The sequence below is a fragment of the Saprospira grandis genome (genome assembly GCF_027594745.1).
Lineage (GTDB): Bacteria > Bacteroidota > Bacteroidia > Chitinophagales > Saprospiraceae > Saprospira > Saprospira grandis.
In genome coordinates this window covers 2760627-2786536 of the sequence record NZ_CP110854.1, presented here as the reverse complement: position 1 = coordinate 2786536, position 25910 = coordinate 2760627, and the positions used below count along the sequence as shown (strand labels likewise).

Sequence of the window (25910 nt, the reverse complement as noted above, 5' to 3'; positions counted from 1 at the left end):
CTTCATTTTTACTTAAGCCATGGGTTGGACCAACACTCTATAAATATCATATTTGGCCGATTCTTGGCGCATTTCTAAAAGGTCTAGCAACCCTTGCGACTGCAAAATTTCTTCTAAGGCAGATTGCGTATGTTCATTGCGCAGCTCAATTTGGCCCTCTTGAAGTTGTTGCATTCTCCAGAGGTAAGTATTCTCCATCTCCTGCCAAGTTTTGCTTTGTTGTTGGATCGCATCAATTTCGGGAGAAACGGCCTCGGCTTCTGCAAAGGCTTGGTTATTTCGAGACAAAATAATTCCCTCGCTAATAATATAATAACCACTATGGGCCCATTGTCCTTCTTGTTCAGAAAGGAACTTAGAGTAAACCACCAGCTGCAAATCATCATTATTTTGTAGACTTTGGCGATAAAAACTCTTGCCCTTCCACTTGAGGTCCAAAACAGCAGTTTCTGCTTGGCCATTCCGTTCTCGATAAAGGACCAAATCGGCAATACCTTTAATTTTTTGGCCACAAAGTTCGCCTTCTACGGCCATTTCAGAAGCTTTCACGCTCCAGCCATTCCGCTGAATAGCCGAAATGAGGGTCCAGGCAGAAAACTTCATTTTATTGATAAAACTGATGCGGTCGGCCTCTTTGCCATACATTAGCAAAACCGCTCCTTCTCGTTCAATAATTGTCGGTAAAGTTTTATCAATCCAAGCTTCTAATTCTGTTTTGCTCCAAGTTTTAGGCTCTTCCACCATCAGATCAAAGAGGCGTTCAAAAAGCACATGCGATAAATTCCCTTTTAGGCGATTTTCGCTAGAGACCTGCAAAATAGAAGACTTATTTAGGCCAATCAGGTAGCGGAACACCCATTGGTAAGGATAATAAAACAGCTTATCTAAAGAGCTAAAGGACTCATTTTTTCGTTCGCTGAGCAGGCCAGCGCCTCCTTCTTGTTGGCCCAAACGGATATAAGGCGAGGGCGACTTAAGTGGGCTAGGCCGCAATTTTTCTTCTTGGGCCAGCTCAAAATACTGTTGAAAATAAGTAGAGCTTTTGGCCTCTTCTAGTTGAATACTAAAGCTATCGAGCAAATCGCCAAAAAGGGCCTGCATATCGCCCCAGAGCGGGTGAGGATGTTGTTCTCGGCCTTCTACTTTGGCGGGAAGGACCAAAATGAGTTGTTCTCTACAGTATAAGATTGGGCGGATGCGTTGCCAGATATTGCGCAAGTTAATTTGGCTCAAGGTCTCCAGCTCAATTGCTCTTTTTTCCAGATAAGCCCTTTCTTGCTTATACCAGCGTTCAAAGCCAATATTTCGCTGTGGGTCGACAAAATTCCACCAAAGCAGCTGAGGGCTATTGCCCACAATTGCGGCGGGTTCATAGACAAAGGGCGCATGGCCCAATTCGCTAGGGCGGAAAGGAATGGCTACGGCTTGGTTGACCTGTTTAACCAGGCGTTCGAGTTGTAGGTAGCCCACTCCTTGTTCCTTTTTGGCCAAACTTTGCAGTAAAAGCAGGAGGCGGCCAGCTTGTTCATAGAGGCGGAGAATGGGTTTTTGGGCCGCCAAAATTTCTTCTCTTTGGCGTTCTAGTTGTTGTTCCTTGGCCTCTTCTAGATCTGATTTATTGAGTTTTTTATCAATCTTATCAACTTGTTTCTTTTGCTCATCCACCAATTTGAGGGCCCAAAGGCGGAGGTAATCGAAAATTTCGACTAATTCTCGGACGGGTAATAATTGGCGAGAGTCGTAGCGGCGGCGTTCGAACCAGAAGCTATAATCTTTTTCGGCCTGGGCCAGTTCTGCTTCTAGTTTTTTGGCAATGCGGGGGCCTGCTCTTTCGATTTGGGCCTTCATATCTTGGACGAACTCCTCTTTTTTGCGAAACCAGAGGGCGCTAAAGAGGCCAGGTTTTTCAGAAATAGACTCTGCTAATTTAACCGCTAGGCCCTTATGCAGCGGAATATTGGGGAGAGACAAAAACTCCAGTAAGCGATAAGGATTGAGGGGTTGCCAGAGAAAAGAGCTAATGAGCTTAAGAATTTGCAGGCTGGGTCGGGCTAGAGAGGCTGATTCTACCCCAAAAGAGGGCAAGCCTTCTTGGACCAATGCATTATCTAAAGCTCTATTTTTATTAGAGAGTAGGCAAAGCGGTTTTAGGTCGGGCATTTGGGCAAAAAGCTTGGCCAAATAAGCGGCGGCATAGGCTTCGCTCTCTGCTTTGAGGACCAAAATAGAGCCGTCGGCTTTTTCGGTATTGGCTTTAGGGATTTCTTGGCCGAGCAGGCGGGCTTGCAATTGGCCCAACTGTTTATTGGCTAGGGGTTGGGGTTCGGCTAAATTTTCAATCAGGACGCCCTCCTGCTTCATCAGTTCAAAGAAGCGCTGCCAGTAAGGGGGCCAGAGGGTTTCGGCTTCTTGCAGCAACAACTTAGAAATGGGTTGTTTTCGGCCCTTTTCGATATAAGAAAAGACCTGGCGGAAGCGCTCGGCAAAAGCGGGGGCGAGTTGAATTTCCTCTTGGCGTTGGAGCAGCCGTTCTAATTCGGCTAGCGTACGCAAGCGGCTAGGCATTTGGGTTCTGATTGCAAAATCCCAGCTAGAGAGATAGAGTTCATCTCGGCGATCGAGCAGTGCTTGGGCGGTAGCTAATGGATCTGCAGAAAAAGAGGCGGCAAAAAAGGCCTCCTTATGTTTTTCTAGATACAAAGCGAGGAGTTGCCGATATTGCTCTACGCGCAAAAAGGCCTTATTATCAGGATAACCAATGCCCAACTGTTCCTCTAGGAACTCAATGAGTTGTTGTGGGCCACAACTATAATCGATGCCTTCTTCCCAGAGCGGAAAAATTTGCTCTTGCAGGCTCAAACCAAAACGTACAATCATAAGACTTCAGTCTAAAGAGCAGGATTTTGTAAAGGGGCAGATAAAATTGTGAAACGCCCATACCTTTATGCTGCTCAACATCTAAGAGATAAGACAAGTTAGTTATTTTATACGCAAAAAGTAAATAGATTTCCAGTTTTTAGTCAAAATAATGATAAAAACAAGGGGTTTTGGCTTAAAAAAGGGGCAAAAGGCCTTTTTTGCCTTAAAAAAAAGGAAAAGAGGGCCGAAGAAAAAGCCAAAGAGAAGGGCCAATGATGAGCGGATGAGGGATGGAAAAGGGGGCGGCGCAGCCGCAGACCAAAGTTTTTGAGCGTAGCGAAAAAACTGCAGGGCCGAGCAGACCTGCGAGCCCTGACACAGCCCGACCCAAGGCCTGAAAGGCCGCAGGGGCAGCCCCTAAAAAACAGAACAACCAACATAAATTTGGTTAAAATAAAGAGGAGTTACATAATCTAAAGCGCTGAATAGATTTATCAGCAGATAAAACAGATAAGCCATTTTTTTTTCCTAATTTGTTTGGCAAACAAACTCAGGCAACTGCTGTTGCTTTTCACGAAAAAAACTAAAGGAAATGAAAAAATTAGTATCGCGCCGTTCTAAGGAAGAGAGAGCCAAATTTTTTAAGCGAGGATTGACCAAAGTGCAATTTTCTACGGCCCAAATAGGCGGTCAGGAAGAAGAAAAACCGCTAGAAGAAGTTGCTGAAGTAGAAGCTCCTCAGGAAGAGGCAGTTGTAGAGGAAACTGTGGTGGTGGAAGAGGATGTTGTTGAAATGGCGGCGGAAGAAGAAGCGGAAGAAGAGGATTTTGACTGGGATGAGGACGATGATGACGATGACGATGATGATGACGATGATGATGATGATGATGATGACGATGATGACGAAGAAGACGACTTTGATTGGGATGATGAGGAGGAGGAAGATTAAGGAAATCTAAAAAGCCGACTTTTCGCTAAAAAATGCTTAGTTTTGCGCTAGTTTATAAGGACATCATTTATAAAAACATAGCGCTTATGATGAGCAATTTATTGACCATAGCCGTAGCATTTGGGGCACTTATTCTTGCTTTTCTCCTCATTAACATCCGCAAAATTTTTGTGGGAGAGGATTTTCGGGGGACATGTGCACAGAACAACCCTTTATTGAAGAATCAGATTGGGGAATGCACGGTATGTGGCCGCAAGCCAGAGGAGGAATGTCAGCTTCCGGAAGTAGAAGAGGCATAAGTCTTTTTGAATGCTATAGAAAGCGATTTAGCGATTGGGCTAAATCGCTTTTTTTGTATTGGGGAGGGGGCTTGGGGCAAAAAACTATTGGCTTCATCTGGCTGATCTTAAACTATATATGAAATTAGCGTTTAATTTATCTTAGCAAAAAGGAGAAAAAACTTATTTTTGCCGCCCAGAGCTTTTCAAAATTCTACAAAAAAAGAAAAACTATGACGCAAGTACGCAGTAAAATAGCTGGAATTGGGCATTATGTTCCCAAGAATGTAATCAGCAACAATGACCTGACAGAGGTGATGGAGACCAGTGATGAGTGGATTCAGGAGCGCACCGGCATTAAGGAGCGCCGTTATGTAGATCGTTATAAGGAGAACACCACCACACAGGCGGTAAAGGCTGCAGAAATTGCGATTGAGCGGGCGGGGATCACCAAAGACGATATTGACTTTATTGTTTTTGCGACCTTGAGTCCGGATTATTACTTCCCTGGTTGTGGAGTATTATTACAGCGCGAATTGGGCATCAAGAGCCATATTGGCGCCTTAGACATTCGCAACCAATGTTCTGGTTTTGTATATAGCTTATCGGTAGCCGATCAGTTTATCAAGACGGGCATGTATAAAAATATTTTGGTGGTAGGTTCTGAGACGCATTCTGCGGGTTTAGACTTTAGCACCAGAGGCCGTAATGTGACCGTTATTTTTGGCGATGGTGCGGGAGCTGTTGTTTTGCAACCCACTACCAAAGAGGGCCAAGGTATTTTGTCTACGCATTTGCATGCACAGGGAGAGCATGCCGAGCGTTTGGCTTATATTAACCCGGGTGCACATGGAGGAATTTTCACGGGAGATACCGAAGACTTCCATACGGATAGTGCTTGGGACTCTATGCTCATTACGCCGGAGATGGTAGAAGCTGGGCATATTTACCCCAATATGGACGGGCCCTTTGTCTTTAAGAATGCTGTAGTTCGTTTTCCTGAAGTAATCATGGAAGCCCTACAGGCCAACCAAAGAGGAGTAGAAGAAATTGATATGTTGATTCCGCATCAGGCGAATTTGCGCATTGCTCAGTTTGTACAAAAACGCATGGGCCTAAGCGATGATAAGGTCTACAACAACATTCAGAAATACGGGAACACCACTGCGGCTTCTATTCCAATTGCGCTTTGCGAAGCTTGGGAAGAAGGCAAGATCAAAGAAGGCGACTTGGTTTGTTTGGCCGCCTTTGGTAGTGGATTTACCTGGGCCTCTGCCTTGATTGAGTGGTAAAGCCGCTTCGGCATTAGTATAAAGACCGCCCTAAACTGTCGGTTTAGGGCGGTCTTTTGTCGGATAAGCAAAAACTCAAGGAATAAATCAAGACAAAAAAGCGTATTCTTATTGATCGCAAGATATTATCTACCTTAAATTATAATTATTATTCTAATGACTTGGAATTGGAAATCTAAAGTGGCAGGAATCGGCTTTTTGGCCCTTTCTCTTAGCCTACAGGCACAAGCCCCAGCAGAAAAAGCTCCCGAAAATTGGTTCAACTTGGACCTTACCGCAGATAAAGTACATGGAGTAAGCACCGAAAAAGCATACAAAGAGCTCCTTAAGGACAAAAAACCCAAGAAAAAAGTCTTGGTGGCCGTTATTGACTCTGGTGTAGATCCCGAACATGAGGACCTCAAGGATGTCATGTGGGTAAACCCTGATGAGATTGCTGGCAATGGTATCGATGATGACAAAAACGGCTATGTGGATGATATCCATGGCTGGAACTTCATTGGTGGAGCCGATGGCAAAAATGTCAATTATGAGAACTTGGAACTCACTCGCCTCTATCGCGAGCTCAAAGCCAAGAAAAAACTCAACAAAAAGGAGAAGGCTTTCTTTGAGAAAATCAAAGAAGAGTATGAAACTCGCCGTAAAGAGATGAAGCAACGCAAATCTCAATATAGCATGATCCTCGACGCTTTCAAGTTGGTGGAAAAAGAACTAGGTACCGACGACTTTACAGCCGAAGACCTAGAAAAAATCCCCGAAGATGCTAGCGATGACCTCAAGCAAGCTGCAGCCATGATGGCTCCCTCTTTGGCTCAAGTGCCTAGCAAAGCCATGAAAGAGCAGCTAGAAGGCGCCGTGAACTACTTCAGCATGAATGTAGATTATTTCCTCAATGAGGATTTTGACCCCCGCCCCACCGTTGGCGATAACTACAAAAAACAATCGGAACGCCGCTACGGAAACAATGATGTTTATGGCCCCGATGCCCAACACGGTACCCATGTTGCCGGTATCATTGCCGCCGTCCGTACAAATGACCTTGGTATGATGGGCGTTGCCGACAATGTAGAAATCATGTCGATCCGCACCGTTCCTAACGGAGATGAGCGCGATAAAGATGTGGCCAATGCTATCCGCTATGCCGTAGACAATGGCGCCGATATTATCAATATGAGCTTCGGTAAGGCTTATTCTTACAACAAGAAAATTGTTGACAAAGCCGTTAAGTATGCCGCCAAAAAAGGCGTTTTGTTGGTGCATGCCGCTGGTAACGACAACAAAAACACGGATGTAGAGTATAACTTCCCTACTCCTTTCTACCAAAAAGGAAAAGATCCTTACAAACGCGGCCCCAAAGAAGCCGATAACTGGATCGAAGTAGGTGCCCTTTCTTGGAAAGGCGCCGCCGAAGCTCCTGCCGTTTTCTCTAACTATGGCGCTAGCACCGTAGACATTTTTGCCCCCGGCGTAGATATCTACTCTACGGTTCCCGAAGGAGAATACGAGGCCCTCAGTGGTACCAGTATGGCCGCTCCCGTTGTGGCCGGTGTTGCCGCTTTGGTTAAAGCCTATTATCCCGAACTTTCTGGCCAAGAGCTCAAAGAATGCCTAGAAAAATCTGTTGTGCCTATCAATTATGAGGTGAACAAACCAGGTACTTCTGAACTCGTTAAGTTTACAGACCTTTGTAAAAAAGGCGGTGTAGTCAACGCTTATAAAGCACTAGAACTCGCCGAAAAAATGGTTAAAGAGAAGAAATAAACAACTTCTAAGCTAAATAATCAAGCCCTTCTGCTGCTCTGTAGAAGGGCTTTTTTTATTGTATTTTGGGGCCTCCGCCTCCCTTCGGTCGTCGGCGCTACGTTTACTCCCTTTGGTCGTCGAACTGGCGCCTCTTCGAGGCTGGTTGTCAGGGCTCGCTCTCTGCTCGGCCGTTATTCCCTTCGGTCATCGAACTGCGGCTTTCAGCCTTGTTGTCGCCAGCTTTGCTGCCTCGGTCTGGCCTAACGGCCCCCCTTCCACATCGCTAGGCCAAAGCTCGCTGCGCTCGCTTTCTAGACGCAAAAAGCCAGCTCCCCAAAAGGGAGCTGGCTTTTCTACACGCTTAATTGGCCCAACTAACGTCCTCTGCTTCTTCCTGAAGATTTAGATTTAGACTTAGAAGAAGAACGAGAAGAACTATTGCTTCGGCTACTGCTTCTTCCCGATGAACGAGAAGGAGAAGAAGAACGAGAAGAATTGTTGTAAGAACGACTGCGGTTGTTGTTCCGGCTGCGGTTATTCATGCTGCCATTATTTCTCGTCGAGTTGTTGCTGCGGTTATTATAACTACGGTTGTTGCGACTGCGACCGTTGTTAATATTTCCATTATTGCGGCTGCTGTTGTTGCGATCACTATTATAACTATTGTTATTTTCTGACCCACGACTGCGACCTGCGTTTAAGTCGCCATTGTTGCTGCTGCTGTTATTGCGACCACTATTATAACTATTGTTATTTTCTGACCCACGACTGCGGCCTGCGTTTAAGTCGCCATTGTTGCTGCTGCTGTTGTTGCGACCACTATTATAACTATTGTTATTTTCCGACCCACGACTGCGACCTGCGTTTAGATTGCCGCTATTTCCACTAGCGTGCAAGGCAGAAGGATCTACCTGCCGCTGATGCGTATCATAGCCATTTACGCCACGGCTGCGGCTTCTCTGAATATTTGGATCGCTTCCTCGGCTGTAACGAGTCGTTACATAATTGGCTGCATTGGGGGCAGAACTTTCATAGTACCAATTGTTTCCACCACCACCATTATAGTAACCATTCCAATAGCCCTGATTATATGCACTTCTGTAGGGATTATAACCCCAACCCCAATTGTTGTAGGGATTGTATCCCCAACGATTGTAAGGATTATACCAAGGATCATAAGGGTTGTAGTAAGAATTGTAGCCCCAACCATAACTGTAGTTCCAGCCCCAACGTCTCCAACGACGAGGACGATAGCTATTATAGCAATAGATATTCATCCCTGGCTGATAAGGGTTGTACCAATAGCTATCTACATAGTAGTTGCTATAATAATTAAAGCCCCGAGCAGGACGATGAAAGCGACGAATACGAGCCGCATAAGCATTATCGTAACGAGCATCTACATACTCTTGCTCCGGACGATCATAGCTATTTTGGTCATAGTTGCTTGGCGGCTGCTGATAATTCTGCTGCTGAGCCGCAGTTTCTTCCTCGCCATCAAAGTAAATATCATCGTATTGGCCCCAAGCCTGAGGCCCCAATAGAAAGATGACAAAGAAAGCCAAGAAAATAGGGAGTGCGTGATTTTTCATAGATATTTCGGTATTTTCAACTGTACTTTTAGTCCTTTTTTTAACTTTGTGGGCCTTTTGGCCGCCTAATGAATATATAGCTTTTTTAAAGCTTAAGTTTTGAAAAGCAGCCGCTTGCCTAAACTTTAACGTTCTGGCCGCCAAAAGCTCCATTAATTTAAGCATTTATCGTTCAGGTCCACTTCATTAATGGACCAAAAAATATACCAATATACCAATGGCAAAGGAGATTACCGCCCAACAAGAAGACTACTCTCAGTGGTACTTAGACATTGTTAAAAAGGCCAATCTAGCCGCCAACTCTAAGGTGCGCGGCTGTATGGTTATTAAGCCTTATGGCTATGCTGTTTGGGAAAAGATGCGCGACGATTTGGACCGCAGATTTAAAGAAACAGGCCACCAAAATGCCTATTTCCCACTCCTCATCCCCAAAAGCTTTTTGTCTAAAGAAGCCGAACATGTAGAGGGCTTTGCCAAAGAATGCGCCGTGGTCACTCACCACCGCCTCATGAATGATCCCGATGGCCAAGGCGTTGTCGTTGACCCCGAGGCCAAACTAGAAGAGGAGCTCATTATCCGCCCCACTTCCGAAACCATTATCTGGGATACTTACCGCGACTGGATTTCTTCTTATCGCGATCTTCCCCTACTCATTAATCAATGGGCCAATGTGATGCGCTGGGAAATGCGCACCCGCTTTTTCCTCCGTACTGCCGAGTTCCTCTGGCAAGAAGGACATACCGCCCACGCTAGCCAAGAGGAAGCTGTAGCCGAAGCCCGCCAAATGCTAGAGGTCTACGCCAGTTTTGCCGAGGAAATCCTCGCTATGCCCGTATATAAAGGCGAAAAAACAGCCTACGAACGCTTTGCCGGCGCCGAAGATACCTATACTATCGAGGCCCTTATGCAAGATGGTAAGGCCCTACAAGCCGGTACTTCTCACTTCCTAGGTCAAAATTTTGCCAAGGCCTTTGATGTGAAATACCTCAACGAAAAGAATAAGGAAGAATACGTTTGGGCCACCTCTTGGGGGGTGTCTACCCGCCTAATGGGCGCCCTCATTATGACGCATTCCGATGATGAAGGCCTGGTCCTTCCTCCCCGCATCGCCCCCACTCAGGTGGTCATCATTCCCATTCCCAAACCCAATGAGGAAATCGATGCCGTGGTGGCCAAAATTATGGAGGAACTCAAGGCGCTTGGCATTAGCGTGAAGTATGATAACGACCGCAAACGCCGCCCCGGCTTCAAGTTTGCCGAACATGAGATGCACGGTATTCCCGTCCGCCTCGCTCTCGGTAAACGCGACCTCGCCAACGGCCAAATTGAAGTGGCCCGCCGCGATACCAAAGAAAAAATGAGCTACCCCCTAGAAGGCCTAGCCCAAAGTATCAAAAACCTACTCGAGGAGATCCAATGCAACCTTTTCAATCAGGCAAAAGCCCGCCTAGACGAAGGAACACATATCGTGAACAACTGGGAGGAGTTTGTTGATGTAATCGAAAATAAAGGCGGTTTTGCCTATGCCTACTGGGATGGAACCACCGAAACCGAACTCAAAATTAAGGAACTCACTGGCGCCACTAGCCGCTGTATTCCACTAGAAACTCCCACTGGCGCCGAGGAAGTTGCCGAGCCCAAATGTGTGCTCACTGGCGCTCCCGCCAAAGCTAGAGTGCTTTTTGCCAAAGCTTATTAGAAGAAGGATTTGGGGCTGCCCCGCCCTGCGGGCGGGTCGGGCTGTCCGCAGCTCGCTGCTCGCTCGGCCCTGCAGGCTTTTTCGCTTCGCTTCAAAAGCCTTGGGTCTGCCGCCTGCGGCGGCCCTGCTCTCATCCCTCAGCCTGCGGCGGCTAAAGCCGCCTGTAGGACGCCCATGGACCAGAAAAGTCCAGTTGCTTTTTGCAACTGGACTTTTTTTTGGCCCTAATCCCAGCCAAAATAATTCCGAACAGCCCAAAATAAGAAAAGACAGCCCACTACCGTCTGCAAAACCGCCAAAGCCAAAAAACTAAGGGTCAAGCCCGCAGATAGGCCAGTAAGTAGCCAAGTTGGGTCATTTAAAATGGCTGCGCCTAAAATGAGCTGCCAGAAGCCATGCCAGCCCAACCAAAAGCGCATTGTTTTATCTGTATCGGCCAAGTAACGGGTCCAAAAACTAAAGCCAATAGATATGAGGCCGCCAAAAAACCAATACCAAGGCGTCAAACTAATAGACAGAAATAGGCCCAACAAACTAAATACAAAGGCTAAAATGCCTGTAATCGTACTAGGGTACTCTACAGGAGGGGGCGCAGCCATGGCCCAAAGGCCCAAAGGCAGCAAGATAAAAAGCAAGGCCGTAGCCAAAGAACGCTGATTCATTTGATTAACCAATTAGGTGGAGAAAATAAAGGGAATAAAACCATAAAATAGAGCTTTTGGGACAAAGCGCAAAGCCCTGGCTATCAAGCACCCAAGCCAATGCAAAGCCGTAGCCTTTTAAACGGTCCGGAAGGCGCGAAGCGCCTTGGCTGAGGGATGGATAGCAGTGGCCGAAGGCCAGACCCAGCCGCCAAAGGCGGCGCAGGGCCGAGCAGACCTGCGAGCTGCGGCACAGCCCGACCCAGCCGAAGGCTGGGGCAGCCCCCAAAAAACATCCTGCAGGCCTTAGAAAAGAAAAGGAGAAGAGTCTGGGCAAAATCTCAAGTTTTTTTATTAAACTTGTTGCGTACGAAACCTACATCCACATTTTTTACTGAACTAAAATTAGTTCGCCACCCAACTAAAAGTATTAAAAACAGATGGAAATTACTTATGACTTAATCAAGCCGATTATCCTAGAAGAAAAGGCTGAAAATAGCACCATGGTTTGCAAATTCCAAGTAGAAGGCGAGGTCTTTGAAGGAAAAGGAACCATTCGTATTGACTCAAAAGACACCGGTAGCAAGGTAAAAAATATGGTCCGTCGTACCGTGATGAGCCGTATGCGCTCTTCTTTGATGCGTATGGTCCGTGGCGCTGTTGGTGGCGGTATGGCAGGTAACATTGCCTCTATGGCCGGTAACGAAGTAGTGCGTGCCAACACCTCTCACAATAGCTTTTCGGCTGCCGAGAAAAAGGCCGCTGTAGTAAAAGCCTTTGAGCGTGTGGCTTTCAATTTTTACTATGATGAGGACAGCAGAAGCTGGAAAATTGCTCGTCGTTTGTCTGAGTTTGAAAAGCGCCTAAAAGCAACGCCTCTATCTTCTGCCTACGACAAGAAAACCTTGGCCCGTATGCTTATTGAAATGGCAAAAGCCGATGGCCAAATTGCTGCCGAAGAAAAAGAATTCTTCCAGAGCTTTTTGGATGATGATACCGGTAGCTTTGCTCAGGTAATGCGTGAAGCCCCCCTATCTAGAGTAGAATTGGAAGAGCTATCTGCGGAAGGTCGCGAAAATATTTTCATGATTACGGTAGCCGTAGCCCTTTCTGATAAGGACTTTGACCAATCTGAAAAAGATAAGCTCTACGAATATGCCGAAATGATGAGCTTTGAAGAGAAAAAGCGCGATGATCTCATCAAATTGGCCCAAGATTATACCATCGAAAATGCGATTCATGCCTCTGGCAATATGTCTCGCGAAGAAGTATATCAGTTTGCTGACCAAATTGGAATGGACCGCTCTGAGGCCGAACGTGCACAAATCCGCATGTCTAAGCGCCTAGGCTAAACCCATAATTTGGCCCAAAACAAAAAAGCCCGCTTTTCAAGCGGGCTTTTTTTATGCCGCCATTCTATTTTTAGATTAATCTAAATTAATTTGTAGGGTACACTATTTTAATCTAGCTTTGTATCAAAATACGAGAAACTTATTTTTAGCCTACACTAAAATAGATCATTATGTCAGCTGCAAAGCAGTACTTAGTTTTACTTCTATCCTTCTTCAGCCTAGCTATTTCCGCCCAGACGGCTAGTCTTCAAGGTTATTTATTGGACCAAAAAGGGCGGCCGATTCCCTTTGCGGGTATTGGTCTGCTCGAGCAGCAAAAAGGCAGCTCAACAGATGAATCGGGTTACTTTCAGCTTAGTGAATTAGCTGCGGGAAGCTTTGAGTTGCAAATTCAAGCCATTGGTTATCAGTCGCAGACGCTTATGATTGAGCTCAAGGAGAATGAAGTCCTTGAGCTAGACAGTATTTTTTTAAAAGAGGATATTTTGGGCCTAGAGGAAGTGGTGGTTTCGGGCCAACTCAAAGAGAGCTTTCTAAAAAACTCTCCGGTAAAAATCCAGGTTTATCGGGCAGAATACCTAGAGAAAACGGCTGCACCGACTAACCTCATGCAGTCGCTACAGCTCATTAATGGTGTACAAGAGGTGGTTGGCTGTGGCGTTTGTCAGACCAACTCGATTAGTATTAACGGCTTGGCTGGGCCCTATACGGCCATTTTGATAGATGGCTGTCCCGCCTATGGTAATTTGGCTTCTATTTATGGGTTGAATGGCATTCCCAAAAATATGATTGACCGCATTGAGGTCATTAAGGGGCCCAACTCGACGCTTTATGGCTCGGAGGCTATGGCTGGGGTCATTAACATTATTACCAAAGCGCCGAGCAAGCAGCCAAGGATTTCTTTAGACCTCATGGGGACCACTCATGCCGAGGCCTACTCCAATTTGGCCCTATCGCAGAAGTTTGGAAAACTAAACAGTACTTTTGGCCTACAACATGCCTACCTCAACCGATTTGAGGATAGCAACCAAGACGGCTTTGGGGATAATATTGCCATGGACCGCCTTGCTCTTTTTGGAAAATTTACCTTTGATCGGCCCAAAAACAAAAAGGCCAGCCTTTTTGCCAAATACTACTATGAAGACCGCCGAAATGGCGTAGAACAATACATGAAAGATCGAGCCTATCGAGAAATTCGGGGTAGCGACTCTATTTATGGTGAGAGCATTTATACCCAACGCTTTGAGCTGATGGGCAGCTATGAACTTCCGACAAATGCCCCTATCCGACTCGATTATAGTTTTAGCCAGCATCATCAGGATAGCTACTATGGGGCAGATGGTTATTTTGCCGAGCAGCGCATTGCCTACCTCAATGCCCTTTATATGTCCAATTTGGGCCCAAAACATAATTTAACAGCTGGTTTGACGGCCAGATATCAATTTTATGACGACAATAGCTCGGTGACGCCTCAGGCAGATAAGCAATTTATTCCAGGCATTTGGGCACAGCACGAATGGAAACCCCATGGCGAAAAATGGAGTCTGCTCAGCGGCCTTCGGCTTGATTATTATGAGGCCCATGGCCTCATCCCCTCGCCTAGGCTGGCCCTAAAATACGAGCCTCGCCCCTACTGGAAAATTCGCTTGAATACGGGAACGGGCTTTCGTTTGGTCAACCTTTTTGCCGAAGACCACGCCTTTGTTACAGGCAACCGACAACTGATTTTGGCCGAAAAACTAGCGCCAGAAAGGGCCCTTAGCAGCAGCCTGAATATCCAACGCATATTTAATTTGGGCCAAGGGCAGGGAAGCATTGATTTGGATGCCTTTTACACGCATTTTACCAATGCCATTATCCCCAATTATGAGCAGGCCAATAGCATTATTTATGAAAACCTAGATGGCTATGCCCAAAGCCGAGGACTCGCCCTGAACCTCAACTACGGCCTGCCTTCGGGGCTGGCAATTAACCTAGGCCTCAACTATCTCGATGCCTTTGAATACCGCAGCAATGAACTGGACCAAAAAGAACGACAGGACCTCCTCTTTAGTCCTGTTTTTTCTGGCGTTTTCAGCCTCAACTACAGCTATAAGCCTTGGAATATATCGGCCGCTTATTCGGCTAATTTCACGGGCCCCATGCAGCTGCCCGAGGTCTATGATCTGGACCAAAATGGCCAGCCCCTCCCCCAAGCTCGCAGCACAAAATCAAAGGCCTTTAGTATTCATAATTTGCAGCTGAACAAACAATTTCCCAAAGCCCAAATCGATATCTATTTGGGGCTGCAAAACATATTGGACTATCGCCAGGCCATTTCTCCTGTTTCGGGCTACAACGACCCCAATGCCCTGCCTGGCTTTAGCGAATACTTTGATGCGGCCTATGCCTATAGCCCTTTGCATGGCCGAGAGTTTTATCTGGGCCTTCGCTGGAATTTTCAATAATTGGATTTTGGGCCTCCTACCTGCGGCAGGCGGTTACTCCCTTTGGTCGTCGAACTGCGGCCTAACGGCCTTGTTGTCGCTTTGGGGCTCGCAGGTCTGCTCGGCCCTTCAGGCTTCACTTCGTTTCGCCTTCGGTCTGGCCTTCGGCCACCCCGCCGCATCGCTAGGCCAATTGCTCCTGGCCCTTTTTTAATGCCTAGGCAGTTTACCCCCTCTAATCAGCAACTAGATGGTCCAGAGCTTTAACTTTGGACCTTTTTTTATGCTCAAGCCACCAAAGCGAAGAAATTGCCCTCGGCTGAGGGGCTGTAGCAGGGCCGCCGAAGGCGGCAGACCAAAGCGGCGCAGCCGCTGCAGGGCCGAGCAGACCTGCGAGCTGCGCAATGGCCCGACCCAAGGCCCAAAGGGCCGAAGGGGCAGCCCCAAAAAATAAAAATTAGCTTAAAAGCAGTTGCTCCAGCTGTAAAAGGAATTTATTTTGCTATGATATTTCGAGCTAAGTTCTTTATCTTTAGGCTGTTTTGTCCAACCCTAATTAGCTAATACTTATGTGGAACAAGATATTTTTATTATTTTTTTTACTGCCGCTCAGTTTGGGGGCCACCACCTATATAGAAGGGCCCATTTTGGAAGATACCGAATGGTTGCGGGCCAATAGCCCTTATATTATTACGCAAAACCTACTCATTGCCGAGGGGGCCTGTTTGCGGATTGAGGCGGGAGTAGAGCTGCAATTTGCGCATGAAACCCAAATCTTGGTCAAAGGTGGACTTTCGGCCATAGGCAGCAAACGCAAGCCGATTCGTTTTTTGGGGCATAATCATGCACCTTGGAACGGTTTGCGCTTCTATCATAACTGCCTGCATTATGAAGAGGGCCAAGTTCGGAGCACACAATTTGAATATTGTGAGTTTTTGGGCATTGGCGAAGCCCCCGCCCAGCTTTTGCGGACCGAAGGCTGTCATTTGAGCATTAGAAACTGTAAAATAGAAAACTGCTATACGGCCATTCAGTCGGAGCGGCAAGCAAAGATTCAGTTGATTGACTCGGAGATTAGAAACTGCGATAGGGCCTTGAATGTGCGCAACAGCAGCATGGCCAAAGTGATGGGCAATGAAATAGAAAACTGCAACTCGATTATGTTGGGGGGCAGCACTGATTTTGAGAACAACCAGCTCAAAAAGTTTACAAACTACGGTCGACACTCGGGTCTGGTGGTTTGGATGCTAGGCGGCGGCCTAATTAACATCCGAAACAATGAATTTGAGCAATTTGAGGGAGTGGCCATCAAGTTGCAGAAAATGAGTCGGCGGTCTAGCCTAAATATTCGACAGAATCAATTTAAGGGCAATTCGACAAACCTCAAGCTTTCTTGCCAATATGCCAATAAAGGTAAGACTTTGGTAGAAGAAAATAACTTTATGGACTGCAAGCGCTATCAATTGGCCCTTTTTTCGCCTTGTTCGGATGAGCCTGCACCCATTGTTATTGGGCCCAACTATTGGGGAAAATCAGATGAAAATGCCTTTTTAGACCAAGAGCAGGACCTGAATATATCGGCAAAATTACAGGTTGCCGCAGGTCCAAAGAAGCCTTATCGCTAATTTTCACGTATTATTATAGGCTAAACCTATCAGAGACAAAACAAAAAATTAACCTAGCTCGTTTGCAGAAAACGACTTCAACAAAAATATAAATTTATGACATTGAACAACTACAAAAAATGGCTGCTCAGTAGTAGCTTTCTATTGCTTGGCCTAAGTAGCTGGGCACAGCACAATAATGAGCTCTATAATGATGGCGCCCTGATTAAGGTCCAAGCTGGAGCCGATGTTTATGTAATGGGAGATGTTCATCAAATTGGCGCAACCGCCCTGATGGACCATGACGGCTACCTAGAAGTACAGGGAAATATGTACTCCGATAACCTCTTTCAGCAAAGAGGAACTGGAACAACCAAACTCATCAATGATGATGTTAATGCTGGACAAACGCAGTTCATTAGCGGTAGTTATGCCGTTCGAGGTGGACAGGCCGCCACTGGCGTAGATGATGGCTCTTTTTATGACCTTCAATTGGCCAATGACCAAGGTGTGGTTTGGCTCAATGGAACAGGAAATGTAGCCGATGTACGCAATACCGTAGATTTTAACGGCCCCGGAGCCGCTACGGCCAACCGAATTATCACCGCAGATCCCTCTGCCCTACCCACTAATGGAGCTGCTTATCCCGCCGTTTTTGGCCTAATGAACCCCACAGCTGGCCTAGCCAATATGCTCGACAATACCGTAAATACCAACGGAAATATGTCGGCCTTTGATAATGGCTATGTACAAGGAAAACTCCGCCGAGCTATTTCTGCCGCTGGCGGAACCTACGGCTATGTATTGGGCCTAGAACCCGCCGCAGCGGGCGCCCAAAGAGGAATGCAGTACATTCATCTCGATTTTTCTGGTGCCAATAATTATGATGTCATCACGGGCTACTTCCAAACTGGCCTAGACAATAGCTTTGGCAGCCAGCTAGAATGTAGCGGCTACCAAATTGACTACTGGGGCGGCCTAGATCATGGCCAATGGGTCTTTGATGATTTTACGGGCGCTGGCTCTGGCGATTATGCCGTAAGAGTTTGGCCTCAAGATGATAATTTCCTCTCCAAAACCGTTTGGCTAGTGACTAAAGATAATGCCGTTGCCGGTACGCCCGACGATTGTGGCGGTAGCCCCGTCTCTCTAGAGCGCACAGGCTTCAATGGCTTCTCTCAGTTTGGGGTGGCCGCTGCCGACATCCTTTTGGCCCAAAATAAGTTGTTGGACCTAGAGGCTACGCCTATCGAAAATAACTACATTCAGCTAGATTGGAGCACCGAAGAAGAGGATGATCTCGCTCATTTTGAGGTAGAACGCAGCCTAGATAATAGCCAATTTAGCTTTTTGGCTCAGGTTTCTGCCCAAGGCAATAGCCAACTCATCCAAAATTACCAACTAGATGACTATGAGGTCTTGCCTAATGTCAATTATTACTACCGCCTTCGCCTAGTCAATAATGATGGCACCTTCAGCTATAGCCCCACGGTGGTCGCTCGCCTCTATGGCGAAACAGCAGAGGAAAATATTCGCATTTTCCCCAATCCCGCTAGCGGTAACGCCCAAATCGATATCTTGTCTAGCCAAGAGCGCGATCTACAAATCCGCGTTTTTGATGCTATCGGCCAATTGATTTATGAGCAAGATGCCCAAACTCAAATTGGACATCAGTTGATTCAACTTCCCGCTCAAGATTGGCCCGCTGGCTTGTACCTCATCCAAGTCGCTGCTCCCGATTTCCAACAAACTAAAGAGCTGATCAAAACGCACTAAGCCTTTGGTGCAGCATAAAAAAATGCCATTCCTCTTCTCGGGGAATGGCATTTTTGTTTTATCAATACCTATAATAACTAGGATTTGGGGCCCGCGGCCGGCTAGGCTTCGCCTCGGTCGGCCGCCGCTATGCTGCGCCGCTCGCTCTCTGCTCGGCCCTGCAGCCGCCTGCGGCGGCTTGGGTCTGGCCCTGCGGGCCACGGCTGCGCAGCGCTGGGCCAAGCCTACTCTATGATCGAGAGCTGAATCCTTTTGCGGCCTAGCTCCAAACCCACAATAGTAACTTCTAACTCCTGGCCCAATTTGACAAAACGGCCAGGATCATCTACTCTTTGATGGCTCATCTGAGACTTATGCAAAAGCCCGTTTTCCTTAATTCCAATATCCACAAAGGCCCCAAAGGCCGTAATATTGGTCACGATGCCCGGCAACTTCATCCCCTCTTTGAGGTCCTCTATCTGATGCACATCGGCAAACTGGAAAACTTGGCGGGGCGGACGAGGATCGCGGCCAGGTTTCTCCAACTCTTTCATAATATCATGCAAAGAAGGGAGCCCTATTTCGCCCTGTACATAATCTTTGAGCTGAATCTTTTTGCGCAAACTCTTATCCGCAATAAGGTCCGCAATGCTGGCATTGAGATCCTTGGCCATCTGCTCTACAATCGGATAGGCTTCTGGATGCACCCCCGTATTATCCAATGGATGAATCCCTTTTCGAATACGCAAGAAGCCCGCTGCCTGCTCAAAGGCTTTTTCGCCCAAACGCTTGACCGAACGCAGTTCTTGCCGACTCTTAAAGGCCCCTTTCGAGCGACGATAATCGACAATGTTGCGGGCCAAGGCAGGCCCCAAACCCGAAACATAGGTAAGTAGATATTCACTGGCGGTATTGAGGTCCACCCCTACCGCATTTACGCAGCTTTCGACTACCGCCCCCAATTTATTTTGCAGCTGTTTTTGGTCCACATCATGCTGGTACTGCCCCACCCCAATAGATTTAGGATCAATTTTCACCAACTCGGCCAAGGGGTCCATCAAACGGCGCCCAATAGAAACCGCTCCACGAACCGTAATATCTTTATCGGGAAACTCCTGACGAGCAATTTCAGAGGCCGAGTAAATTGAGGCCCCACTTTCATTGACCAAGAAAATGGCTGGGGGCGTTCCCTCAAAGGGCAGTTGGCGAATAAACTGCTCTGTTTCTCGCCCTGCCGTTCCATTCCCAATCGCAATCGCTTCTATCCGATGCTTTTCGATTAGGTCCAAAACCGTATCGGTTGCCTGAAACTTGCGGTTACGAGGCGGGGTGGGATAAATGACAGTATCTTCAAGTAGTTCGCCAGTGGCCGACAAACAAACCAGCTTACAACCAGTGGCATAGCCAGGGTCAATGGCCATCATTCTTTTGTTGCCCAAAGGAGAGGCCAAGAGCAATTGGCGGAGGTTATCGGCAAAAATCTGTATGGAGGCCAAATCGGCCTGCGCCTTGGCTTGCTTAACAAACTCATTGCTAATAGAGGGCTTCATCAGCCGTTTATAGGCATCTTCTATGGCCATATCCAGTTGTTCGGCCCAACGATCAGGGCAACTTCTGCGGATAAACTGCCCACAAAGATCATTGAGTACATAATCTTCATTGGGGGCCAATTGGACCTTGAGCAGGCCCTCTTTTTCGGCCCGCAAAACCGCCAATATCTGATGCGCTTGCAGTTGCTTGAGCGGACGGTCCAGCTCAAAGTAGTTTTTATATTTTTGGGCCTCTTCTTCTTTGCCCGCTACCACTTCCGCCTTAAAGCGAGCCCGCTTCTGATAATGCTGGCGAACGGTGGCCCGAGCTGTTTCATCTTGGTTAATCCGCTCGGCAATAATATCTCTGGCCCCTTCTAGGGCATCCTCTTCATCCAAAACTTCTTCAGAGAGTAGAGGCTCTACAATGGCATCTAGATCAAAATCTTTTTGGGCCCAAAGCAGCTCCGACAAGGGCTCTAGACCAAACTCACGGGCCTTATCGGCTCTGGTTTTTCGCTTTTTCTTATAGGGCAAATAAAGATCTTCGAGCAGATGCAGCTCAAAGCAGTTCTTAATTTTCTTGGCCAGCTCATCTGTTAGCTTGCCTTGCTCCTCAATTTTTTCTAGGATAAAAGCCTGCCGCTTTTCTATTTCCTGTTGTTTTTCCCATTCGTCTTTAATCGCCATGAGGTCTACCTCATTAAGGCCCCCACTGGCCTCTTTTCGATAACGAGCAATAAAGGGGATGGTGGCCCCAGATTCAAAGAGCTCAATGACTCTAGATACAGCCTGAGCATGGATGTTTAGCAGTTTCGCAATACGTTCGATCATAAAAGTAGCGCTTTGAGTTAAGGGGCATAAGATAATGGCTTTTTGGGGAGCTTGCAAACGCCTTTTGTTTGGCGGGCCAGAAAAGCGTACTTTTGCCCCATATTTTCTGATTTGAGCTTGGCTAAGACGGTTATTCTACTCTCCTTGCCCCCCTCCTTTTGGCCCAAGAATGCGGTCTGGCTGAAGTTCAGTAAACAAGCAATTATGTTAATTTTTATTGGGGTCATGGCCGTTATTTTTCTTGCTTCTTTGGTCAAATCTACTTTTGGTTTTGGCGAGGGGATGGTCAATATGTCTTTGCTGACCTTATTATTGGGCTTAGATCAGGCGGTGCCCTTGGTGGCCATTTTGGCCTTGGGTGGCAGCGCCTATATTATTATTCAAGATTATAAAACCATGGATTGGCGCGAGCTCCTGCCCCTTTTAATCGGGGCCTTGATGGCCGCCCCTTTGGGCCTTTCGGTTGCTCAATTTTTGCCCGCCATCTGGATGCGCAAGCTGCTCGGCCTGCTCATTATGGCCTTTGCCTTCTATAAGTTGTATCAGAGTTATCAATTGGCCGAGGATGTAGGCGAACCCAAAGGGCCCGCTGGCCGAAAATGGGGCTACCTCTATGGCTTTTTTGGGGGATTGTTTGGCGCTGCCTATAATGTGGCCGGCCCCGCTGGGGTGCTCTATGGCAATTTTAGAGCCTGGCAGCCCGCTGTTTTTAGGGTCACTTTGCAGGGCTATTATTTGCTTTTGGGGGTGGCTGTCGTTTCTGGACACGGCTATATGGGCCGCTATACTAGCGATATTCTGCAAATGGCGGCCTTTGCCCTGATTCCTATCATTTTGGGGGTGGTTTTGGGCCGCTTTTTCAATAGCAAATTGTCTAATCCCGCCCTCTTCAATAAGCTGGTTTATGGCTTGCTCATTATCCTCGGACTCATTCTGATTTTTAAGTAGTTTTTTTGGGGGCCTCCTGCCTGCGGCAGGCGCTACGTTGCGCAGCTCGCTATTCGCTCGGCCCTGCGGCGGCTTTGCCGCCTTGGTCTGCGGCTGCGCCGCACTGCTGCACATCGCTAGGCCGCTCCTCCTGTTTTTTTTAGTCTAGGCCTCCTGCTCCGGCCCTACATCTATCTTTGTTTGAAAGTATTGGGACTCTTTAAGCTTTTGTGTTTACCCTTTTTGTTGCCTAGAGATAAGCCCTTAGGCGATGATTGGCTGCTCTCTTTCCTGCCTTTAGGAACAGGAAGCTGTTTAGGACCATGGGCTGAAGCCCATGGTTGCGAGTCTATGCAAACTAGCGGGCTGAAGCCCTTGTTTGCTATTGAGACTTGGGATCATTTTCTTACTATAGTAAATAACCTTAGAATAGAAAAGTCCCCTTTAGGAGACTGTTTAAAATTTTGTGCTTCCCCTTTTTGCTGCCTAGGGACAAGCCCCTAAGCGACTATTAACCAAATCCTACAAGCTAAAGGCCCAAATTTTATTCTGATACACAAAATCCTGAACAGTCCCTCCCCCGCTTTACAATTGCCATTTCACAAATTGCGAATAGCTTCCCCCGCTTTACAATTGCCATTTCACAAATTACGAATAGCATCCCCTGCTTTACAATTGCCGTTTCACAAATTGCGAATAGCATCCCCCGCTTTACAATTGCCGTTTCACAAATTGCAAATAGCATCCCCTGCTTTACAATTGCCGTTTCACAAATTGCAAATAGCTTACCCTGCTTTACAATTGCCGTTTCACAAATTGCGAATAGCATCCCCTGCTTTACAATTGCCATTTCACAAATTGCGAATAGCATCCCCTGCTTTACAATTGCCATTTCACAAATTGCGAATAGCATCCCCTGCTTTACAATTGCCGTTTCACAAATTGCGAATAGCATCCCCTGCTTTACAATTGCCATTTCACAAATTGCGAAGGGCTTAGCCCAAATGAAATGCCCTATTCTGCAGCTGCAGAATAGGGCATAAAGGTTTTGAGGAGCTGTTTGGCCTTTGGCCATAGCGGCTTTGCCGCTAGCTGCAGCCCTAAAGGCCGTAGATCCTAGAGCTGTAGGTTGAAACCCTCCATAAATAAACATCTTCTGGGCGGTTTAAATCGTAAAAACGGCTGTTAAAAGCTGTGGAGATAATAAGGGGGTATAGATTAGGCGGGGAAGGAGTTAATTGTATGAGGGTTTCAACCCTCATACGTATATCATTGCGGAGCAATACCAACCGTTGCCTGGCTGTAGGTTTCAACCTACAGGCCCAGATAGCAGGCCCGAAGGGCCGCAGGCCTAGCGATGCGAAAGGGGGCGGCGAAGCCGCAGACCGAGGAGCCGAAGGCGACGAAGGGCCGAGCAGACCTGCGAGCCCTGAAGCGTAGCGCCGACGACCGAAGGGAGGCGGAGGCCCCTAATCCTCCTCCTCCTTAATGGCTTGATATTGAATAGCCAGCAGCAGTAATTGGGCCTTAAAATCTTCTAGTAGTAGGGCTAATTTTGGGCTCTGCGGACTTAAGTGGGGCCAGCTATCAAAATAGGCATAAAGCGCTTGAGGATCGAGGTAGCTGCTCAGTCGACTGTTTATATTTAGGGGTTCTTCGGCTAGGGTTTTGGCCAGTAACTCATTGCATTTGGCGATTAGAGTCTCGAAAAGCTGGTTATCTGTTGGGGCCTGTATACTGGCGCAGAGGCCATCGATAAAATAAGGGCTTCGGAGGAAAAAATGCAGATAAGTGGGGAGATGATAATAGCGCTCTAGGGGCAATATTCCGCTTTCCTCCTGTTCAAAAAGCTGTTTTGCATCTTGCCAGAGTGCTCTATTGAGGGCATCGGGCAAATCATCTTGTTGTAAAAAGCGGTCTTGTAGTTCTAGAATAGGCGCCGACCATTTTTTCTCTCGCAGGCCGCCAATAATTTCTTGCCAATCCTCCTCATTCAGCTCCTTATCTAGCCAGAGCTCCCAATCGACCTCTGGGCCTTGCAAATAATAGAAATAGCGTTGGGGTTGGGCCTTCATCCAACTGAGGCCATAGGTACTTGCCAGCACAGCGGCGGCGATCAGGCTGCCGGTCCACCAAGGCGAGAGCGGGACATAATAGATGAGGAAGCCCCAGCCGATAAAGGCGGCAAAGAGGGCCAGATGCAGCCAGGGAGAGGGGGAATAAGCCAATAGTTTTCGCCATTCTCCAATTTGGCCCAAAATAAACACTGAGCTAACTGAATAGGCTAGTGTCCAGCGCCAATTCCAGTAGAGCAAGGCCAGCGGCAGGGCGAGGGCCAGCAAAAGGGGAATCAGCTTAATCAGCAGATAAAAAAGGAAGTCGACAAGGCGAGGAAATGAAGGCATAGGCAAAAAAAAGGGCCCTAGGACCAAAAACCTAGGGCTCACACACAACACATCTGATAAATCAGATGACTCTTCTGTCTGAAAAAACATAATTAAAATTGCTGCAAACACCTTAATAGATGTTGGGAAGCAAAAAAGAGGTGTGTGGAGCTAAAAAAAATGATTAAAAATTTCGTTCAGTTGGTCTGGCGCTTCTAAAAAGCCCATATGGCCAATTTGCGGAATTGTTTTGCACTGCCAATTGGGAGACAGTTGTTGTTGGGCTTGGGCGGCAGAAAAAGCGGGGGGAATCACCTCATCGAGTTCGCCAATCAGGGCCAATACGGGGCCTTCATATTGGGCCAAAACAGCAGAGCGATCGGGTCGAGACCACATCGCTTTGAGGGCGGCCAGCACGCCTTGGGCGCTATGTCCGCTTTGTTCTTGCAAAAAGGCTTGGACCAATTTTGTTTTACGGAGTTCTGCGGGAAAAAGTTGGGGAATCAGTTGTTGAAGGTAAGTAGTTACCCCATGCTTCTCAATAAAAGCGGCTGATTTTTTTCGTTTGGCCTGTTTGGCGGGGGGATCGGCAAAGGGGTGGCTATGCAGCAGGCAGATCCTTTCAATAGCTTGGGGGCGTTTTTCGAGCATCGCCAGGGCCAGATAACCGCCCATAGAATGGCCCAGCAGGCTAACTTCTTCTACCTTCAAATCGTCTAGCCATTGCCAGAGGATCTCGGCCAATTGGCCGAGATCCTCTGCGGCCCCTGTTGATTGGCCAAAGCCGGGCAGGTCGGGCAGCAACTGCCGATACTTTTGGCCCAGTTGTTCTTGAAAGGGGGCAAAAATGCGGTGATCCTCACAAAAGCCGTGTAGACAGACTAAAACGGGGCCCTTTTCTTGGCCAGTCTCTTGATAAAAAAGCTTAGGCATCATCTTCCGTTGGATGTTCTTTTTTGGCGGCTTGCTGGGCCTTTAAAAACTTCATTAGATCTTTGGCTCCTTGTATACCTAGAACGATGGACGTCCCTAAGAAAAAGCCTAAAAAGAGGCCAATAAATAGGAACAGGCGGGGGTTGGGTCGTTCGGCATAGAGTGGATAAAGTGGGCGGTCAATAACCTGCAGCAAGGGGGTTTGTTGTTCTAGGGCCAATTTGGCCGTTTCCACATTCTTGATAGCCAGAAAATAGCCCTCCATTTCGCCAGAGAGTTTTCGGGCCAAATACTGCGTGCGGATACTTTCGGCATAGCGGCCTTGAGCGGTAGCATTATGTTGGTTGAGGTATTTGATATAATCCTCTTCGGCCCGATCCATTTCCTGTTCTAGGGAATCTCTACGGCTGCGGGCGGCCTCAAAGATTCGGCGTTGTTTTTCTACCGACTGGTTGCTATAATAAGTATTGAGTTTATCGTAGAGCAGATTGATAAAATCATGAGAGAGCACCTCTGAATTGCTCACAAAGCGAATATTCAGAATTTCGGAGGGGCTAAGCTCTTGGGTCAGCTGTTGTTGGATTCGGCCCACAACCGCTTGCAAGACTACATTTTCTTGGCGAGAGAACTGTTCAAAATTTTTGTGTTGAAAATAGAGCTCAGCCAAACTAGATTCATTTTCTGCCCATTGTTTCCGCATACCTTGTAGTTCTAGATAATGGTGGATCATAAAGTCCTTCTTAGGGCCTTCGGGGTATATCATTTCGACCTCTTCAAAGAGGGCCATTTGCAAAAGGCGGCGGGTAGACAGCAACTCTTGCAAGCGGCCCATATTTCCAGAGGCCAATTCAGAGCTTCCGCCTAGGCCCGCAAAAAGGCCTCTTCCTAGCACCTGCTGCAGGTAGCCTTGGTCCGCTCCGCCTCCTTCATTCATGCTAAAAGAGAGGCGGGCGACATATCGGGTAGGGAGTTTTGCTTTAGACTGATAGAGATAATAGCCCAAGGCGGCCGCTAAAATGAGGACCAACCAAGACCATTTTAGCCAAAGCCAAGCATAGCGCTTGAGTTGTTTCTGTATATTTTCAGCCGTGAGCAACTGAGAAAAATCCATAG

19 protein-coding genes are annotated in these 25910 nt (G+C 47.3%); 10 read left to right on the top strand and 9 right to left on the bottom strand.

Translation table 11 applies throughout. The annotated features are described in order from the left end of the window. Positions 1 to 12 precede the first annotated feature (12 nt). Entirely contained in the window at positions 13 to 2877 is a 2865-nt protein-coding gene (locus OP864_RS11035; RefSeq protein ID WP_270098242.1) for a PD-(D/E)XK nuclease family protein, read from the bottom strand. A gap of 574 nt (positions 2878 to 3451) precedes the next feature. Between OP864_RS11035 and OP864_RS11030 the strand changes: the two genes are divergently transcribed. The 4 genes from OP864_RS11030 to OP864_RS11015 all read left to right on the top strand — a co-directional run bounded on the left by OP864_RS11030 (position 3452) and on the right by OP864_RS11015 (position 7139). After that, on the top strand, positions 3452 to 3808 hold the full coding sequence (locus tag OP864_RS11030; RefSeq protein WP_270098241.1) for a hypothetical protein: 357 nt from the start codon (positions 3452 to 3454) through the stop codon (positions 3806 to 3808). An 86-nt stretch (positions 3809 to 3894) separates the two neighbouring features. Beyond that, positions 3895 to 4107 carry a hypothetical protein gene (locus OP864_RS11025; protein ID WP_002659526.1) on the top strand — a complete coding sequence of 71 codons (213 nt, stop codon included), beginning with the start codon at positions 3895 to 3897 and terminating at the stop codon, positions 4105 to 4107. Between the two features lie 212 nt (positions 4108 to 4319). After that, complete coding sequence (locus tag OP864_RS11020) at positions 4320 to 5378, top strand: 3-oxoacyl-ACP synthase III family protein (RefSeq protein ID WP_015693085.1); 1059 nt, start codon at positions 4320 to 4322, stop codon at positions 5376 to 5378. 156 nt (positions 5379 to 5534) lie between these two features. Further along, positions 5535 to 7139, top strand: coding sequence for a S8 family peptidase (locus OP864_RS11015; RefSeq protein WP_270098240.1), 1605 nt, complete (start codon positions 5535 to 5537; stop codon positions 7137 to 7139). Positions 7140 to 7495: 356 nt separating this feature from the next. Here OP864_RS11015 and OP864_RS11010 read toward each other — a convergent pair whose 3' ends face one another. Continuing rightward, positions 7496 to 8713, bottom strand: coding sequence for a serine/threonine protein kinase (locus OP864_RS11010; protein ID WP_270098239.1), 1218 nt, complete (start codon positions 8711 to 8713; stop codon positions 7496 to 7498). Positions 8714 to 8930: 217 nt separating this feature from the next. On the opposite strand from OP864_RS11010, the gene proS reads away from it, so the two are divergent. Continuing rightward, a complete protein-coding gene (gene proS, locus OP864_RS11005; protein WP_270098238.1) occupies positions 8931 to 10412 on the top strand; it encodes a proline--tRNA ligase in 1482 nt (493 codons plus the stop codon). Positions 10413 to 10636: 224 nt separating this feature from the next. On the opposite strand, the gene OP864_RS11000 is transcribed toward proS, so the two are convergent. Together OP864_RS11000 and OP864_RS10995 are read right to left on the bottom strand one after the other, a co-directional pair. Further along, on the bottom strand, positions 10637 to 11074 hold the full coding sequence (locus tag OP864_RS11000; protein WP_270098237.1) for a hypothetical protein: 438 nt from the start codon (positions 11072 to 11074) through the stop codon (positions 10637 to 10639). A 4-nt stretch (positions 11075 to 11078) separates the two neighbouring features. Next, the gene (locus OP864_RS10995; protein ID WP_270098236.1) at positions 11079 to 11390 is read right to left on the bottom strand and encodes a hypothetical protein; all 312 of its coding nucleotides are present in this window, start codon (positions 11388 to 11390) and stop codon (positions 11079 to 11081) included. Positions 11391 to 11493: 103 nt separating this feature from the next. On the opposite strand from OP864_RS10995, the gene OP864_RS10990 reads away from it, so the two are divergent. The 4 genes from OP864_RS10990 to OP864_RS10975 all read left to right on the top strand — a co-directional run bounded on the left by OP864_RS10990 (position 11494) and on the right by OP864_RS10975 (position 18211). After that, positions 11494 to 12405 (top strand): tellurite resistance TerB family protein, encoded by a 912-nt coding sequence (locus tag OP864_RS10990; protein WP_270098235.1) that lies wholly within the window; start codon positions 11494 to 11496, stop codon positions 12403 to 12405. A gap of 170 nt (positions 12406 to 12575) precedes the next feature. Further along, entirely contained in the window at positions 12576 to 14852 is a 2277-nt protein-coding gene (locus OP864_RS10985; protein ID WP_270098234.1) for a TonB-dependent receptor, read from the top strand. Between the two features lie 548 nt (positions 14853 to 15400). Then, positions 15401 to 16456 (top strand): right-handed parallel beta-helix repeat-containing protein, encoded by a 1056-nt coding sequence (locus OP864_RS10980; RefSeq protein WP_270098233.1) that lies wholly within the window; start codon positions 15401 to 15403, stop codon positions 16454 to 16456. Positions 16457 to 16552: 96 nt separating this feature from the next. After that, complete coding sequence (locus tag OP864_RS10975; protein ID WP_270098232.1) at positions 16553 to 18211, top strand: T9SS type A sorting domain-containing protein; 1659 nt, start codon at positions 16553 to 16555, stop codon at positions 18209 to 18211. A gap of 224 nt (positions 18212 to 18435) precedes the next feature. On the opposite strand, the gene OP864_RS10970 is transcribed toward OP864_RS10975, so the two are convergent. After that, entirely contained in the window at positions 18436 to 20553 is a 2118-nt protein-coding gene (locus OP864_RS10970) for a Tex family protein (protein ID WP_270098231.1), read from the bottom strand. Between the two features lie 204 nt (positions 20554 to 20757). Here OP864_RS10970 and OP864_RS10965 point away from each other — a divergent pair, with 204 nt between their 5' ends. Then, positions 20758 to 21501, top strand: coding sequence for a sulfite exporter TauE/SafE family protein (locus OP864_RS10965; protein WP_270098230.1), 744 nt, complete (start codon positions 20758 to 20760; stop codon positions 21499 to 21501). A gap of 523 nt (positions 21502 to 22024) precedes the next feature. On the opposite strand, the gene OP864_RS10960 is transcribed toward OP864_RS10965, so the two are convergent. The 4 genes from OP864_RS10960 to OP864_RS10945 form a co-directional block, all read right to left on the bottom strand. Next, positions 22025 to 22633: a hypothetical protein gene (locus tag OP864_RS10960; RefSeq protein WP_270098229.1), complete on the bottom strand. Its 609-nt coding sequence runs from the start codon at positions 22631 to 22633 to the stop codon at positions 22025 to 22027. A gap of 316 nt (positions 22634 to 22949) precedes the next feature. Continuing rightward, on the bottom strand, positions 22950 to 23975 hold the full coding sequence (locus OP864_RS10955) for a hypothetical protein (protein WP_270098228.1): 1026 nt from the start codon (positions 23973 to 23975) through the stop codon (positions 22950 to 22952). A gap of 60 nt (positions 23976 to 24035) precedes the next feature. Next, positions 24036 to 24800, bottom strand: a complete 765-nt coding sequence (locus OP864_RS10950; RefSeq protein WP_270098227.1) for an alpha/beta fold hydrolase — start codon at positions 24798 to 24800, stop codon at positions 24036 to 24038. Next, entirely contained in the window at positions 24790 to 25908 is a 1119-nt protein-coding gene (locus tag OP864_RS10945; RefSeq protein ID WP_270098225.1) for a GumC domain-containing protein, read from the bottom strand. Before OP864_RS10945 ends, OP864_RS10950 begins: the two co-directional genes overlap by 11 nt. Between the last annotated feature and the right edge of the window lie 2 nt (positions 25909 to 25910).